This window comes from Duganella qianjiadongensis (assembly GCF_009857915.1).
Lineage (GTDB): Bacteria > Pseudomonadota > Gammaproteobacteria > Burkholderiales > Burkholderiaceae_D > Rugamonas > Rugamonas qianjiadongensis.
Map to the genome: position 1 here is coordinate 1 of NZ_WWCM01000017.1, position 14,931 is coordinate 14,931.

The following is a 14,931-nucleotide window of genomic DNA, read 5'->3' on the forward strand; positions in this document are numbered from 1 at the left end:
GTTCAACGGGAAACGGGTACTGCTTCTTGGTTTTTGGCTTCTTAGTGGTCATTACGTCGGTCATGGAAAATCCCTTTCGGTATTATTTCATGACCCCGGATTCACACAAAAATTCTGACAGGCTCCGCGCCGGTCCGCTTCGCTGGCGATGCACAGGGCGGAAAAATCCTGCAGGCCGTAGCTGAGGATGGACGTTTGCAGCGCCGGATGACGGCTGAGCAGTGTATCGGCGAGTGCCTGCCGTGTATTCAGCAGATCTTCCAGCGCGCGGGCGATGGCGTTTTTCTGTTGCTGCCGGTTCCACGTGTGGTCGTCTGGCGCTGCGCCATACAGCACGGCCCAGAGATCTGCTGTACTAGTGTTCGCCATCCGTTCTCTCTCCCCGAAACGATGTTGCACCGAGCCAGAGACAGATTATTCGCGTTGTTTCCTCTTTTTAAGTTGTGCTTGCTCAACAAATCAGCTTGCCGCATCAGCGGCGTGCCGTCAGCAGCACCAGTGCAATGCCGCCCAGGATGGCCAGCGAAGCGGCAGTCAGCCGGAAGGTAATGGATTCACCCAGAAACAGGATGCCGCCGGCGGCTGCAATCACCGGTACGCTTAGCTGTACGGTAGCTGCTGTGGTTGACTTCAGAAGCGGCAATGCCGTGTACCAGATGGCGTAGCCGACACCGGACGCTAGCGCACCCGAAAGCAGGGCGTAAGCGTAGCCATCGGCATCGTAGCGGGCATCTTGCAGGAATACCAGACTAAGCAGGAGCGCCATGGGAGCAGCCCGCAGGAAGTTGCCTGCCGTGACTATGAGCGGGTCGCCGCCCCCTTTGCCGCGCAAGGAATACACCCCCCATGCAATGCCGGCGCCCAGCATTAGTAAAGCTTCGCAGAGAGGCGGTGCCGACAGGCCCGGCAGCAGTAGCCCGAGCAGTCCTGCCGCCGCCAGCAGCAGGCCAGCCATCTGGGTTGGGCGCAAGCGCTCACCGCGCCATAGGCCGTAACCGATCATGGTGGTCTGCACGGCGCCGAATAGGATCAGCGCACCGGCAGCAGCAGGCAGCTGGCGATACGAGAAGGAGAAGCCGACGGCGTAGGCAAACAGAGCCAGCGCCGAACGCCAGTTGCCGCGGCCTTGCTGTTGGCCTGCGCGTAGGCGCACCAGCAGCCACAACATGAGGGCACCGGACAACATACGCAGGGTAGTAAAGCTGGCGGCGTCGATCTGGGTACGCGCCAGTGCGGCGCGGCATAACAGGGAATTGCCGGCGAAAGCGGCCAGAGCCAGCAGGGTGAGGATGGCGAGACGGGCAATAGGCATGGGCGAATTCCGGAGTCGGCAATTCGCCCAGTATGGCTTGCCTATTGCGTTAGCACAATAGAGCGCTGCGGGCTTTACTAGCTAGCGGCCAGCACATCATGCGCCTGCACATCAGCGTGATAGGAGCTGCGCACCATGGCGCCCACGGCGGCATGCTTGAAGCCCATCTTGTAAGCCTCTTCTTCGAACATCTTGAACACGTCCGGATGCACATAGCGGCGCACCGGCAGGTGGCTGTTCGATGGCGCCAGATACTGGCCTATGGTCAGCATGTCGATATTGTGCTCGCGCATGTCGCGCATCACCTGCAGGATTTCTTCGTCCGTTTCGCCCAGACCCACCATCAGGCCCGACTTGGTTTTCACGTCCGGATAGCGCTCTTTGAATTCCTTCAGCAGCTGCAGCGAGTGCATGTAGTCGGAACCGGGACGGGCTTCCTTGTACAGACGTGGCACGGTTTCCAGATTGTGGTTCATCACGTCCGGCAGGCCATCGGCGAAGATGGTCAGAGCCTTGTCGAGACGGCCGCGGAAGTCCGGCACCAGCACTTCGATCTGGGTTTTCGGCGACAGCTTGCGCGTCTCGGTGATGCAGGAGACGAAGTGGCCGGCACCGCCGTCGCGCAGGTCGTCGCGGTCCACCGAGGTGATCACCACGTAGTTCAGGCGCAGATCGGCAATGGTTTTGGACAGATTGATAGGCTCGTTCTCATCCAGCGGATCAGGACGGCCATGGCCCACGTCGCAGAACGGGCAGCGGCGGGTGCACTTGTCGCCCATGATCATGAAGGTGGCCGTGCCCTTGCCGAAGCACTCGCCGATGTTGGGGCAGCTGGCTTCTTCGCATACGGTGACCAGTTTGTTTTCGCGCAGCACGTCCTTGATTTCGTAGAAGCGCGATGAGGTGGAAGCCGCCTTGACGCGGATCCACTCAGGCTTTTTCAGGCGCTCGACCTGTTCGACCGGCACGATCTTGATGGGAATGCGCGAAGTTTTGCTGGCGCCTTTTTGCTTTTCGCTCGGGTTGTAAGCGGGGGCAATCTTGGTATCGGTCTCAGAGGTCATAAGCTGCGTGCCCTCGCGGGCAAAGTGGGGTTATTCGGTTGCTGCGGGTTGCGTAGGCTGGGCCAGTACGCGGATTAATTCTTCGGCCAGTTGCTGCTGGACGTCGGCCAGTTGCGCCGTCACGCCGACGCTGCGCATATCGACCGTTTCCAGCCCGGCATAGCCGCACGGGTTGATCCAGCTGAATGGCGCCAGATCCATGGCCACATTCAGCGACAGGCCGTGATAGGTGCAGCCGTTGCCGCGCACCTTCAGGCCCAGCGCGGCAATCTTGGCGCCCTTTTTGGCACCGTCGGCCATGTAGATGCCGGGCGCGCCTTCGACGCGCATACCGTGCAGATTATACGCCGCCAGCACATTGATGATGGCTTGCTCGATGCGGTAGACAAACTGGCGCGCATACAGCTTGCCGCCCGGTTTGTTGCGGCGCAGGTCCATCAGCATGTAGATCACCACCTGGCCGGGGCCGTGATAAGTCACTTCGCCGCCGCGATCGGTCTGCACCACGGGGATGGCGCTGGCGCCGGCCAGCAAATGGCCCCGGTCGGCGCCCAGCCCCAGCGTGAAGACGGGCGGGTGCTCGACTATCCACAGTTCGTCGCGGGTGTCCGGCGTGCGGGCATCCGTGAAGCTGCGCATGGCGGCAAACGTGCTGTCGTAATCGGCTAGGCCGAGGTGGCGTATCAGTGCCGGCTCGGTGGAGGTTGGAGACGTCATCCCGCCATTATAAATCACGGGGCCGCAAAACGCCCCGCAGGGCGCAGCCTGTCTGGCTTTGCGGTCGGGCGCGACCAGCTGCTCAAAAAAGCAACGGGAACGGCGCAAAGTGAAATTTATTCACAAGCGTTAACTTGCTGTTTACCTGAGTATAGAAGTATATTCGGACGTCTTTTGCTAATTTTATTCACAAAGTTATCCACAGCATGCCAGCCTGATGAGCGCCTCCCGCTTGCCTAATTTTTCCGCACTGCGCGCCTTCGAGGCGGCGGCCCGGCACGAGAATTTCTCGCGGGCGGCGGAGGAATTGCATCTGACCCATGGCGCTATCAGCCATCAGGTGCGGGCGCTGGAGCGCGAGCTGGGGCTGGCCCTGTTCGAGCGCTACGGCAAGCAGGTGCGGATTACCCCGGAGGGCGCGCAGTACGCGCGCCAGTTGGCCAAGGCCTTCGCCGACATAGCGGCGGCCAGTGCGGCACTACGCCGCAGCCCCCTTCATCAGCGGCTGACGATTGCGGCGGTGCCGGTGTTCGCAGCACGCTGGCTGACGCCGCGGCTGGGGAGCTTCATTGAACGCCATCCGGCTATCAATGTGGTGCTGCAGACGGGCGAGCAATGGTTGGCTGACGGGGTTGATGTGGCAATACGGCGCGCGGAAGGCGCCTATCCGGGCTGGCTAGTGGTGCCGCTGACGGTCAAGCTGGAGGGGCGGAAAGTGAGTCCCCACTACCACGGTGATGACTCAGGATATGCGGTATTGCTGCCCGCCGTTGCAGAGCAGCGACCGCAAGTGCAAGCTTTTCGTGACTGGTTGCAGGAACAGGTGGCGCAGACCGGGGCGTAGCCTGCGCCTGCGGCAGAATTACATGACGATTTTGACCATAGGGTGACCGGACAGCTCGGTGTACAGCGCATCGAGCTGTTCGCGGCTGGTGGCGCGCACGACCACGGTGAGACCGGTGTAATTGCCTTTGGCCGATGGACGGACTTCCATCTTGCCTTCGTGGAAGCCCGTGTCGTGTTTCTGTACTACCTGCACGATGGTGGCGGCGAAATCGATATGAGTCGGCCCCATCACCTTGATCGGGAAGTCGCTCGGGTATTCGATGAGGGACTCTGACGGCGGGATCGCTTGCATAGGTATTCCAATCAATAAAAAACCGGCCACACCAACGCGGTGCCGCCAGCCTCTATTGTAGCCAATTCGGCGTAAGCGTTATTGCTGGATCTGATTTCGCTTTTCGCCCCGCTCGCGCCCCTCTTCCTTGCGTCTTTCCTCGCGCTGGTGCTGGCCGTTTTCCTTGGGCGCGGCAGCCGGTGCCGGTGGCGGCGTAAAGACCGGACGTGCCGGCGCGGGGGCTGCCGTAAGTGGCGGGCTAAAACTTGGCCGTACCGGAGTCTGCGCAGGCGCAGGCTGGGCCTGCACCGCCACGGGCGCATCGCGCCGCTCGTCCTGCTGGCGCTGCGCGCGGCGGGCCTCATCCTGCTGGCGGGCGTCACGGTTAAAGTTGTCGATCCGATTGATCCTTTCGTTGCGCTGGAAGCTGTCGGCCCTGTCGTTGCGTTCGTTGAGGTCCGTGCCGTAACGTCGTTCGCGCTCATTGCCGCTGCCGGACAGCTGGGACGGCGGCTGGCCAGCCTGATTCGACGGGCCGCCCACGCCTGTGGCTGGCCGGCTCACCCCTGCTGGCGGGTTGATGGCAGGGGCCGACGGCGTTGCCAGCGGAATAGCCGGTATGGCCGGCGCTGGTCCGGTGGCGGGACCGATGTTGCCGCGGTTGCGGCCATCGTCGCGATAATCGGTCCGGACACCTCGGTTATCCGGCCCTCGCTCCGGCCAGTGGTTACGGCCATAGTCGGGCGCGCGCGGCGGCAGGCCATTCGCCGGCTGGGTGCTGGCGGGGCCGCCGGCATTGGCTGGCAGAGCATGATTGCCCGGCTGATTCAGTGGCAAGCCCGGTGCAGCGCGCGGCGGCACCGCATGGGGCACCTGCCGTTCAAATTGTTCGCGTGGCAGTACGCTTAAGCCATCGCGCCTTGGCGGCATGCCATTATTGATGGACAGTGGCGCTAGCGGGCGGCCGTTGCGCAACCAGCTCAGGCGCTGCTCCCGTTCCGCCGAGATGCGGTAGCCGGGCACATAATGATCGCGCGGCGTCAGCGGATACCAGCCTATGCCGGGCCGGTGGTTGGGGCCGGGCCCGTGGCCGTCCACCCAGCCCACCAGTGCCGGCGCCCACACCGGGCGGCCGTGCAGCTGGCCCGGGGCCCAGCACCAGCGCCGGTTGACCATGACCCAGCGGCCATAATGGGAGGGTGCATAGCCCCAGGGCGCATTGTCGATCCAGGTCCAGCCCCATGGCGCCAGCCAGATCCAGCGGCCATCGCGGTACGGCGCCCAGTCGGCGGCCACATTGCGCGGCGTCCACAGGGGGCCGTATTCCACGCTTTCCGTCCAGCTGCCGTTGCGGTCCAGCTCTTCGTAGCCTGTGATGCCGCTCGATACAAAGCGCGTGCTGACACTGCCGTCGCCGCTGCGTTCGCGTTCATCGGCCCAGCGGTCGAAGCCGTCCGTCTGTGCCAGCAGGGTACGCACATCGTTGCTGTTGATTTCTGCGGCGCGGCCGCTATTGAGCGTGAGCGACGCGCCGGCGCCATTGACGCGGGCGCTGCCGGCCAGCACGCGGATCTGGCTGGTGTCGGCCTGGCGCTCCGCGTCCACCCGCAGCAGCCCCGGCTCCAGCAAGGTGATGCGGGCCTGCGGCGTCACCAGTTCGAAATTGCGCACCTGCTCGGGACTGCGCAGGCGGATGCTGACGCTGCCGTAATTCAGCCGCAGCCGCAGAATGTCGTCATCGAGATCGAGAATTTCTACATCGGAATCGCCATCCACCCGTATGGCGGTGGAACCTGCGCGCACATCGCTACGGGCGCCGCTGGCAGTGTGGATATGGTTGCCGGCCACTACCGGCCAGTTCAGTCCGGCTGGTACGGCGTCGTCATCGCCCGTCAGGGTGACCAGACCCTGCACGGCGGCGACCCGGCCCACCAGCGCGGGCAGGTCGTCCTGGGCGTAGACGGGGCTGGCCAGCGCGGCCAGCAGCAGAGTGGGGATGATGCGACGGTTCATGACAGCGCTCCTGGGTAATATCGGGATTAAACGCTGCGGCAGGAATTCCGCCTACTGCGATTACAAGGCCTTACAAATTTGCCATGGCCTCAGGCGCTGGCGCCGCCCCGCTTGACGAAAAACAGCGCCGTGCCCACGGCCATCAGCAGGCCGCCGAACACGCGGTTCTGCTTTTTCACAGCATGGGCGTCGCGGAAGAAGCGCTGCATGGACGAGGCCAGAAAGGCGTAGCTGTGCATCACGATCAGATCGATGCAGCACATGGTCACGGCCAGTATCAGCAGCTGCGGCAGCAGCGGCGCTTCGCGGGTAATGAACTGCGGCAGCACGGCCACCATGAAGATGATGCCTTTGGGGTTGGTGGCGTTGGTCAGAAAACCCGTCAGCAGGCGCTGCTTCACCGACGGTATGCGCAGTTCCGCATGGGCGGCCTCGCCGCTAATGCTGACTTTGGCGCGCCACTGGCTCAGGCCAAGATAGATCAGGTATAGCGCACCCACAGTCTTGACGATATTGAACGCCACTTCGGAGGCCAGCAGCAGCGAACCGACGCCCGCGCCGGCAATGAACAGCACCATCAGCAGGCCGGCCTGCAGCCCCAGGATAGTGACGCTGGCGCGTTTCAGGCCATACGACAGGCCGTGCGACATCGACAGCACGGCACCGGAACCGGGCGAGATGGCGATAATCCAGGCAGCAACGAAGAAAGTGAACCAGGTAGTAAAACTCATGTCATGTCCATAGCGTCAGGGCAGCCGGCGGCCGCAGCAAGTGGTCCTATTTTAGCGGTCTGCACGCCAGCCTGCTTCGGTTAATATGTGGTGATCTGGGCAAGCTGTTAGGCATGCTGTAACTTTATTCAATTGATAATAAGGAGCCTCTATGGCCGCAAGCAGTCTGCTGGCGCTGATCGACGATATTGCCAGCATCCTCGATGATGTGGCGCTGATGAGCAAAGTCGCGGCCAAGAAAACCGCCGGTGTGCTGGGCGATGATCTGGCGCTTAATGCCCAGCAGGTGGCGGGGGTGCAGGCCGAGCGCGAACTGCCGGTGGTGTGGGCGGTGGCCGTGGGCTCGCTGAAGAACAAGGCCATCCTGGTGCCGGCGGCGCTGGGCATCAGCGCGCTGGCGCCGTGGGCCATCGCTCCGCTGCTGATGCTGGGCGGCTTGTACCTGTGCTTCGAAGGCTGCGAAAAAATTGTGCATACGCTGCTGCATCGGGCGCCGGAGGCGCCGGCCGGCACGCTGGCGGCCGTGCTGGCCGAGCCGGAGACGGATCTGGTGGCGCTTGAACGCGACAAGATCCGCGGCGCCATCCGTACCGATTTCATTCTGTCCGCAGAAATCATCGTGATTGCACTGGGCACGGTGGCCTCGGCGCCGTTTGCCCAGCAGGTGACGGTGGTGATAGGCATTGCGCTGGCCATGACGGTGGGCGTGTACGGCATTGTCGCTGCCATCGTCAAGCTCGACGATGCCGGTCTGTACCTGAGCCGGCGCGCCGGTGCCCTGTGGCAGGCGCTGGGGCGGATACTGCTGGCGGCAGCGCCCAAGCTGATGAAGCTGCTCTCGGTGCTGGGGACGGTGGCCATGTTCATGGTGGGCGGTGGCATCCTCACCCACGGGATTACCCCTGTGCATGAACTGATCGAGCATGCGGGCAGTGCCGCCGCTGCATGGCCGGCACCGGCCTCCTGGCTGGCTGCGCTGCTGCCCTCCGCCCTGAATGCGCTGGCGGGACTGGTGGCGGGCGGCGTCGCGCTGGGGCTGCTGACGCTGGTGGGTAAGTTGCGCGGCAGCAACAATTCATAAACACAAACCCCCACAACCCTGGGCACTCGCGCTATAAATTCGGGGCTGCTTCTGTCCGCAGAGTATCTATACTGAACTCATGAAGGGCGCGGGTGGCGGTTTTACTCCCCTTATTTGTCCATGTCAAGAAACTAGCCACGGCCTGCCGTGACCGAGCGGTTTATTGAAAGGGAGTAACACAAGCAATCTGGGGAACTTTGATCTAAATCAATCAAATATCTGGGCAATTTCCGTAAACTGACAGGACTATAATTGCGGTAGAGCAATATATCCATCTGGAGAGACAATATGCGCAATAACCAACCGGTGACCAACCGCGAAGTGGAAGTACAGGAAGATCAGGCGATCGTATCGAAAACCGACTTGAACGGTAACATCGTCTATGTAAATCCGTATTTCTGCCATGTGAGCGGTTACAGTGAAGCCGAGTTGATGGGCGCTCCCCAGAATATTGTGCGCCACCCTGAAATGCCGGCCGAAGCATTTGCCGACATGTGGCGCTCCATCCAGTCCGGCACGCCGTGGACGGGCATCGTCAAGAACCGCGCCAAGAGCGGCGACTTTTACTGGGTCAAGGCCAACGTCACGCCCATCCGCGAAGCGGGCAAGACCATCGGCTATATGTCGGTACGCACCAAGGCCGAGCGCAGCCAGATCAACCGTGCCGAAGAAGCGTATCGCGCCATCCGCTCCGGCGGCAAACATAACATCCGCATCAAGAACGGCCAGCTGATTCATGGCCGCAGCGGTTCGCTGGCCGCCCGCCTGACGCGCCGTCTGATCCACTCCTCGCTGGCGCTGCGCATCTGGGCCTCGACCAGTCTGGTTAATACCCTGCTGGCCGGCGTGGGCGCAGCAGCCCTGCTGGGCGGCGGCAGCGGCCATAATTACGTCATCTTTGCCGCCACCGTGATTGGTCTGCTGATCAACGTCTTCCTCTGGTACACCCTGCGTGTCTCGGTGCTGCAGCCGCTCGGTCAGGCCGTGCTGGGCGCGCGCGCGATTGCCGCCGGCGACCTGTCGGGCAGCTTCGAAACGGAAGCCACCGATGAAGTGGGCCAGCTGTTGCGTGCGTTGCAGCAGATGAACAGCAACCTGATCGCCACCATCCGCGATGTGCGCACCAACGTGGAGACCATGGCTGTGGCTACCCGCCAGATCGCGGCCGGCAATGCCGACCTGTCGGGCCGTACCGAAGCCCAGGCCGCCAGTCTGGAAGAAACCGCCTCCAGCGTGGAGCAGTTCTCCTCCACCGTGAAACAGAATGCCGATAACTCGGCGCAAGCCAACCAGCTGGCGCTGAACGCTTCCAACGTGGCCGTGCACGGCGGTGAAATCGTCGCTGACGTTATCGCTACCATGGACGAGATTAATACTTCCTCGCACAAGATCGTCGACATCATCGGCCTGATCGAAGGCATCGCTTTCCAGACCAATATTCTGGCGCTCAACGCTGCGGTGGAAGCGGCCCGCGCCGGCGAACAGGGCCGCGGCTTCGCCGTGGTGGCCGGCGAGGTACGCAATCTGGCCCAGCGCAGCGCAACGGCGGCCAAGGACATCAAGAATCTGATTAACGTGTCGGTGGGCAAAGTCAGCGCCGGCATGGAGCAAGTCGGCCGCGCCGGGGCCACCATGAAGGAAGTGGTGGCCTCGGTGCAGCAGGTGACGTCGATCATGCAGGAAATTACCGTCGCTTCGCAGGAGCAGAGCATCGGTGTGGATCAGGTCAATGCGGCCATTGCCCATATGGATACTGTGACCCAGCAAAATGCCGCGCTGGTGGAACAGGCCGCTGCGGCGACCGCCAGTCTGGCGATCGAAGCAGGTAACCTGACTCAAGCGGTAAGTCTGTTCAAATTCGGCAGCGCACGCACTTCGCGCGCGGCACTGGCCGTCCGTAAACCCCAGTCTATGAAGCGCATTGCAGCCTGATTATGTATAACCACGCAAGTAGCACCGGCTCTGCTTTTCCAGCCGTAGAATTTGATGCCGAAATTATTGGCAAGCTGAGCCAGTCGGGCCCGCGCTATACCTCCTACCCGACGGCCGACCGCTTCCAGTCCGAATTCGGCTATGGCCAGTTCCTCGAAGCCGTGGCGGGTCTGCGCATGCGGCGCAGCTCGCGCCCGCTGTCGCTGTACATCCATATTCCGTTCTGCGATACCGTGTGCTACTACTGCGGCTGCAACAAGATCGTTACCAAAGACCATAGCAAGGCGGCCACCTACCTCGATTATCTGAAACAGGAAATCGATATGCAGGGCCGTCTGTTTGCCGGCATGGGCAAGCTCGAACAGCTGCACTTCGGCGGCGGCACGCCCACCTATCTGAGCGACCGCCAGATGGGCGACCTGATGGCCCACCTGCACGCCAGCTTCGATTTTGCGCCCGACCAGCAGGGCGAATATTCGATCGAGATCGATCCCCGCACGGTCAGCGTGGAGCGCGTGCATTCGCTGCGCAAGCAGGGCTTCAACCGCATCAGTCTGGGTGTGCAGGACTTCGATCCGGACGTGCAGAAAGCCGTCAACCGCATCCAGCCGGAAGCGGAAACCCGCGCCGTGATCGATGCCGCCCGCGAGGCCGGTTTCCGTTCCATCAGCATCGATCTGATCTACGGCCTGCCCAAGCAGAGCATGACCAGCATGGAGCAGACGCTGGACAAGGTGATCGCTGCTAATCCCGACCGTATCGCACTGTACAACTACGCCCACCTGCCGCACCTGTTCAAGCCGCAGCGCCGCATCAGCGAAGATGATCTGCCGACCCCGGCCGTCAAGCTCGATCTGCTGGCGCTGTGCATCCGCCGCCTGTGCGCGGCCGGCTACGTCTACATCGGCATGGACCACTTCGCCAAACCCGATGACGAACTGGCTGTGGCCCAGCGTCAGGGCCGCTTGCAGCGTAACTTCCAGGGCTATTCCACCCGCGCCGAATCGGAGCTGATTTCGTGCGGCGTGTCGGCCATCAGCGCCGTCGGCGCCACCTACAGCCAGAACGAGAAGACGCTGGAAGGCTATTACGAAAAACTCGACGAAGGCCGGCTGCCGGTGGTACGCGGCATCAAGCTGGAAAACGACGATCTGCTGCGCCGGATTCTGATCCAGAAGCTGATGTGCAATTTCGAACTGTCGATAGGCTCGATCGAGCAGTCCTTCCCTATCCGCTTCGGCGAATACTTCGCCACCGAACTGCAGAAGCTCAAGGCGTTCGAAGCAGATGGCCTGCTGATCGTGGAGCCGGACTGGATTACCGTCACGCCGAAAGGCCGTCTGCTGATCCGTAACATCTGCATGGTATTCGACCGCTACCTGAGTCAGCCGCGTCTGGGCGAAGCGCAACCGCTGCGCTACTCCAAGACCATCTGAGCCCGCCATGAACGCATTGCAGCTGCTGCCAGTACTGGTAGTTGGACTGGCCGGCAGCGTGCATTGCATCGGCATGTGCGGCGGCATCGTGGGCGCACTGTCGAGTGCCACTGCTGCGCCCGCGCGCGCCGTGATTCCCATCGCCGTGGCCCAGCCGGCCCGCCCTCTTACCCGCGTCCTCGCCTATAACGCTGGCCGCATCAGCAGCTATATGGTGGCGGGCGCGCTGGCGGGCGGACTGGCCAGCGGCGCGCAGAGCCTGAGCGCACTGGCCGGTGTACAGCTGGGCTTCTACTGGCTGGCCAACCTGATGCTGGTGGCGCTGGGGCTATACCTGATGAATGCGTGGCAGGGACTGGCCCTGCTGGAACAGGGCGGCCGCGTGCTGTGGCAGGCGGCCCAGCCAGCCATCGCTCCCGTGATGAAAGCGCTGATGCCGGCCACCCGCCCCCATCAGGCCTATATACTGGGTGCACTGTGGGGCTGGCTGCCTTGCGGTATGGTGTACAGCGTGCTGCTGACAGCCATGCTGAGCGGTTCGGCCAGCAATGGCGCTGCCGTGATGCTGGCCTTCGGGCTGGGCACGCTGCCCATGCTGACGGGGCTGGGACTGGTCGGTGCGCGCCTGCAGCGCGCCCTGCAGCGTCCGCCCGTGCGGCTCGCTTGCGGCCTGCTGGTGCTGGCCTTCGGCCTGCTCGGCCTGTACCGCGCCGTAGGCGGCTTCACGCCTGACTGGATGAACACCTTATGCCTGACACCACAACACTGACCCCGCCGCCCGTACTGGGTACGACCAGCCCGGCCGACGCGAGCCCCGCTGCTGCGCCTGCGGCTGTACAGCCGGCCGGCTGCTACCACTGCGGCCTGCCGATACCGGCCAACGCCAGGCCGGAATGGCAGGTGCACATTGCCGGTGCCGATCAGGCCATGTGCTGCCCCGGCTGTACGGCAGTGGCGCAGACCATCATGGATCTGGGGCAGGAAGCGTATTATCTGAACCGTTCGGCCTATGCCGCCACGGCCGAAGGCGCGCAGGTGCTGCCGCCCGAGCTGCAACTGTACGACAATGCCGACCCGCGCTTTGTCTGCCGCGACAGTGAGAGCGAACGCGAAACCACGCTGGCCGTGGACGGCATCCGCTGCGCTGCCTGCGTGTGGCTGATCGAGCAGCGGCTGAACCAGCTGCCCGGTGTAGCCAGTGCCCAGCTCAACGTGGCTACCGAGCGGCTGTATGTGCGCTGGCGTTCGGACGACTGCCGGCCCGGCGATATTCTGGCCGCTCTGCATACCATAGGCTACACGGCCTACCCCTACGATGCGGCGCGCCACAGCGTGCAGCAGCAGCAGGCCCAGCGCACGCTGGGCCGCCAGCTGTTCGTGGCCGGTTTATCGATGATGCAGGTGATGATGTATGTGGCGCCGGCCTACATGGCCGAAGACGGTACGCTCGATGCCAATATGGCGCAGCTGTTCCGCTGGGCCAGCCTGCTGCTGACGGCGCCGGCTATCTTCTATTCCGCCCTGCCGTTCTGGCGCGGCGCGTGGTCCAGCCTGCGCGCGCGCGCGCTGGGCATGGATGTGCCGGTGGCGCTCGGCATCGCGGCGGCCTTCGGCGCCAGCGTGCTGTCCACCTTCCAGGGCGGCGGCGAAGTGTATTACGACTCCGTCACCATGTTTATTTTCCTGCTGCTGTGCAGCCGCTATCTGGAACTGCGCGCACGGCGCAAGGCCGGCGCCGCGCTGGAGCGCTTGCAGCACGGTCTGCCCGCCTCGGCCACGGTGCTGGCCGATTATCCGGCCAGCCAGCAGGGCACGCTGGTCAAGGCGGCGGCACTGGAAATCGATCAGGTCATCATGATCAAGCCGGGCGAAGCGGTGGCGGCCGATTGCGTGATCCTGGAAGGACGCACCGCGCTTGATCTGTCGCTGCTGAGCGGCGAGAGCGCGCCCATCGCCAAGCAGGTGGGCGATGAATTGCCGGGCGGCGCCATCAATGCCAGCAATATGATCATCGCCCGCGTCACCCAGCGCGTGCAGGACAGCACGCTGTCGAATCTGGTCAAGCTGATCGACCGCGCCGGCCGCGACAAGCCGCGCATCGCCCAGTGGGCCGACGATGTGGCCGCATGGTTCGTGCTGGCGCTGCTGCTGTTTGCCGTGGCTACCTTCGGTTTCTGGTTCTGGCTTGATGGCTACAGCGCCGCGCGCGCGTGGCCGATCGCCATTGCCGTGCTGGTGGTGTCCTGCCCTTGCGCCCTGTCGCTGGCCACGCCGACCGCGCTGGCAGCGGGCACCGACCGGCTGCTGCGCGAGGGCGTGCTGGTCACGGGGGCGCAAACGCTGGAAACCCTGCACCGCGCTAGCCACATCGTGTTCGACAAGACCGGTACGCTGACTTATGGCCGTCCCGTGCTGCAGCAGACCACCGCGCTGGGGCTGATGCAGGAAGAATTCTGCCTGCAGGTGGCCGCGGCGCTCGATGCTGCCAGCGCTCATCCGCTGGCGCGCGCCATCGTGCAGGCTGCCGCCGAAGCCGGTGCAGCCGATGGCGCGCTGCGCCCCGACTGGCATCCGGCCTCGCTGCAGGAACTGGCCGGGCGCGGTGTGGAAGGGGTGCTGCATCACCGCCGCTACCGGCTGGGCAATGCCAGCTTTGTGGCGGAACTGAGCGGCAGCATGCCGGCCCATACGGTGGCCGACGGCGTCACCCCCGTGTATCTGGGCGCAGAAGGCCAGTGGCTGGCCTGCTTTGCCCTGCATGACGGCATCCGCGCCGAAGCCGCCGGCACCATCGATTACTTCCGCAAGGCCGGCAAGACGGTGGTGCTGCTCAGCGGCGACCACGATGCGCTGGCGCGCAAGGTGGGCGATCAGCTGGGCATCAGCACCACCATAGGCGGCTACCTGCCCGACGAAAAACTGGCATTTGTGAAGAAACTGCAGGAAGGCGGCGCCGTGGTGGCCATGGTGGGCGACGGCATCAATGATGCCGCCGTGCTCAGCGCCGCCGACGTCTCCTTCGCCATGGGCGCCGGTGCCGCGCTGGCGCAAGCCCATGCCGATGCCGTGCTGCTCAGCGGCCGTATCGATTCCGTGGTCGACAGTGCCGTCGTGGCGGGCCGCACCATGGGCGTGATCCGGCAGAACCTGTGGTGGGCTAGCCTGTACAATGGCGTGGCCATCCCCGCTGCGGCGCTGGGCTGGCTCAATCCATGGCTGTCCGGGGTGGGCATGGCGCTCAGCTCGGCCGTGGTGGTGGCAAATGCCTTACGACTCAGAAAGGGAGCGTGATGGAAGCGTTGTTTCTGCTCATACCGCTGAGCGTACTGCTGGTATTTGTGGCGCTGTGGGTGTTCTTCCGCGCCTCGGACGATGGCCAGTTCGAAGATCTGGTCGGTCCCGGCCTGCGCATTTTGCAGGATGATGACAAGCCGGCCGCGCCGGATACATCAGAAACTGACTAGCACCCTGCTAGCAGTCGGGCGAGGCAGCTGTCTCCCGGCCGCGCCCTGCGGCCCGCCATGATGG

The 14,931-nt window shown here is 63.5% G+C and carries 14 protein-coding genes; 7 read left to right on the forward strand and 7 right to left on the reverse strand.

Annotation, left to right across the window (positions count from 1 at the left end; genetic code table 11):
* Window positions 1–87 precede the first annotated feature (87 nt).
* The 4 genes from GTP27_RS19175 to lipB form a co-directional block, all read right to left on the reverse strand.
* Window positions 88–369 (reverse strand): hypothetical protein, encoded by a 282-nt coding sequence (locus GTP27_RS19175; protein ID WP_161040746.1) that lies wholly within the window; start codon window positions 367–369, stop codon window positions 88–90.
* Between the two features lie 103 nt (window positions 370–472).
* A complete protein-coding gene (locus GTP27_RS19180) occupies window positions 473–1,312 on the reverse strand; it encodes a DMT family transporter (RefSeq protein ID WP_161040747.1) in 840 nt (279 codons plus the stop codon).
* A 77-nt stretch (window positions 1,313–1,389) separates the two neighbouring features.
* A complete protein-coding gene (lipA, locus tag GTP27_RS19185) occupies window positions 1,390–2,376 on the reverse strand; it encodes a lipoyl synthase (RefSeq protein WP_161040748.1) in 987 nt (328 codons plus the stop codon).
* Window positions 2,377–2,406: 30 nt separating this feature from the next.
* Complete coding sequence (gene lipB / locus GTP27_RS19190) at window positions 2,407–3,093, reverse strand: lipoyl(octanoyl) transferase LipB (protein WP_161040749.1); 687 nt, start codon at window positions 3,091–3,093, stop codon at window positions 2,407–2,409.
* A gap of 217 nt (window positions 3,094–3,310) precedes the next feature.
* Here lipB and GTP27_RS19195 point away from each other — a divergent pair, with 217 nt between their 5' ends.
* Window positions 3,311–3,937: a LysR family transcriptional regulator gene (locus GTP27_RS19195; protein WP_161040750.1), complete on the forward strand. Its 627-nt coding sequence runs from the start codon at window positions 3,311–3,313 to the stop codon at window positions 3,935–3,937.
* A gap of 18 nt (window positions 3,938–3,955) precedes the next feature.
* Here the strand turns inward: GTP27_RS19195 and GTP27_RS19200 are convergent, their stop codons facing one another.
* The 3 genes from GTP27_RS19200 to GTP27_RS19210 form a co-directional block, all read right to left on the reverse strand.
* Window positions 3,956–4,231, reverse strand: a complete 276-nt coding sequence (locus GTP27_RS19200; RefSeq protein ID WP_161040751.1) for a DUF493 family protein — start codon at window positions 4,229–4,231, stop codon at window positions 3,956–3,958.
* A 78-nt stretch (window positions 4,232–4,309) separates the two neighbouring features.
* The gene (locus tag GTP27_RS19205) at window positions 4,310–6,223 is read right to left on the reverse strand and encodes a DUF6600 domain-containing protein (protein WP_161040752.1); all 1,914 of its coding nucleotides are present in this window, start codon (window positions 6,221–6,223) and stop codon (window positions 4,310–4,312) included.
* 89 nt (window positions 6,224–6,312) lie between these two features.
* Window positions 6,313–6,954: a LysE family transporter gene (locus tag GTP27_RS19210; RefSeq protein ID WP_161040753.1), complete on the reverse strand. Its 642-nt coding sequence runs from the start codon at window positions 6,952–6,954 to the stop codon at window positions 6,313–6,315.
* Between the two features lie 151 nt (window positions 6,955–7,105).
* On the opposite strand from GTP27_RS19210, the gene GTP27_RS19215 reads away from it, so the two are divergent.
* The 6 genes from GTP27_RS19215 to ccoS all read left to right on the forward strand — a co-directional run bounded on the left by GTP27_RS19215 (window position 7,106) and on the right by ccoS (window position 14,867).
* On the forward strand, window positions 7,106–8,035 hold the full coding sequence (locus tag GTP27_RS19215; protein ID WP_161040754.1) for a DUF808 domain-containing protein: 930 nt from the start codon (window positions 7,106–7,108) through the stop codon (window positions 8,033–8,035).
* A 288-nt stretch (window positions 8,036–8,323) separates the two neighbouring features.
* On the forward strand, window positions 8,324–9,967 hold the full coding sequence (locus GTP27_RS19220; RefSeq protein WP_161040755.1) for a methyl-accepting chemotaxis protein: 1,644 nt from the start codon (window positions 8,324–8,326) through the stop codon (window positions 9,965–9,967).
* Window positions 9,968–9,969: 2 nt separating this feature from the next.
* The gene (hemN, locus tag GTP27_RS19225; protein WP_161040756.1) at window positions 9,970–11,403 is read left to right on the forward strand and encodes an oxygen-independent coproporphyrinogen III oxidase; all 1,434 of its coding nucleotides are present in this window, start codon (window positions 9,970–9,972) and stop codon (window positions 11,401–11,403) included.
* Window positions 11,404–11,410: 7 nt separating this feature from the next.
* Complete coding sequence (locus GTP27_RS19230; protein WP_161040757.1) at window positions 11,411–12,172, forward strand: sulfite exporter TauE/SafE family protein; 762 nt, start codon at window positions 11,411–11,413, stop codon at window positions 12,170–12,172.
* Complete coding sequence (locus GTP27_RS19235) at window positions 12,151–14,694, forward strand: heavy metal translocating P-type ATPase (protein ID WP_161040758.1); 2,544 nt, start codon at window positions 12,151–12,153, stop codon at window positions 14,692–14,694. The genes GTP27_RS19230 and GTP27_RS19235 overlap by 22 nt, the downstream gene beginning before the upstream one ends.
* Window positions 14,694–14,867 carry a cbb3-type cytochrome oxidase assembly protein CcoS gene (gene ccoS / locus GTP27_RS19240; RefSeq protein WP_161040759.1) on the forward strand — a complete coding sequence of 58 codons (174 nt, stop codon included), beginning with the start codon at window positions 14,694–14,696 and terminating at the stop codon, window positions 14,865–14,867. The genes GTP27_RS19235 and ccoS overlap by 1 nt, the downstream gene beginning before the upstream one ends.
* Window positions 14,868–14,931: the final 64 nt, after the last annotated feature.

Excerpts from the sequence above, each read along its gene's own strand:
- GTP27_RS19175 (WP_161040746.1), bottom strand. The coding sequence starts at position 369 with ATGGCGAACACTAGTACAGCAGATCTCTGGGCCGTGCTGTATGGCGCA.
- GTP27_RS19180 (WP_161040747.1), bottom strand. The coding sequence starts at position 1,312 with ATGCCTATTGCCCGTCTCGCCATCCTCACCCTGCTGGCTCTGGCCGCT.
- lipA (WP_161040748.1), bottom strand. The coding sequence starts at position 2,376 with ATGACCTCTGAGACCGATACCAAGATTGCCCCCGCTTACAACCCGAGC.
- lipB (WP_161040749.1), bottom strand. The coding sequence starts at position 3,093 with ATGACGTCTCCAACCTCCACCGAGCCGGCACTGATACGCCACCTCGGC.
- GTP27_RS19195 (WP_161040750.1), top strand. The coding sequence starts at position 3,311 with ATGAGCGCCTCCCGCTTGCCTAATTTTTCCGCACTGCGCGCCTTCGAG.
- GTP27_RS19200 (WP_161040751.1), bottom strand. The coding sequence starts at position 4,231 with ATGCAAGCGATCCCGCCGTCAGAGTCCCTCATCGAATACCCGAGCGAC.
- GTP27_RS19205 (WP_161040752.1), bottom strand. The coding sequence starts at position 6,223 with ATGAACCGTCGCATCATCCCCACTCTGCTGCTGGCCGCGCTGGCCAGC.
- GTP27_RS19210 (WP_161040753.1), bottom strand. The coding sequence starts at position 6,954 with ATGAGTTTTACTACCTGGTTCACTTTCTTCGTTGCTGCCTGGATTATC.
- GTP27_RS19215 (WP_161040754.1), top strand. The coding sequence starts at position 7,106 with ATGGCCGCAAGCAGTCTGCTGGCGCTGATCGACGATATTGCCAGCATC.
- GTP27_RS19220 (WP_161040755.1), top strand. The coding sequence starts at position 8,324 with ATGCGCAATAACCAACCGGTGACCAACCGCGAAGTGGAAGTACAGGAA.
- hemN (WP_161040756.1), top strand. The coding sequence starts at position 9,970 with ATGTATAACCACGCAAGTAGCACCGGCTCTGCTTTTCCAGCCGTAGAA.
- GTP27_RS19230 (WP_161040757.1), top strand. The coding sequence starts at position 11,411 with ATGAACGCATTGCAGCTGCTGCCAGTACTGGTAGTTGGACTGGCCGGC.
- GTP27_RS19235 (WP_161040758.1), top strand. The coding sequence starts at position 12,151 with ATGCCTGACACCACAACACTGACCCCGCCGCCCGTACTGGGTACGACC.
- ccoS (WP_161040759.1), top strand. The coding sequence starts at position 14,694 with ATGGAAGCGTTGTTTCTGCTCATACCGCTGAGCGTACTGCTGGTATTT.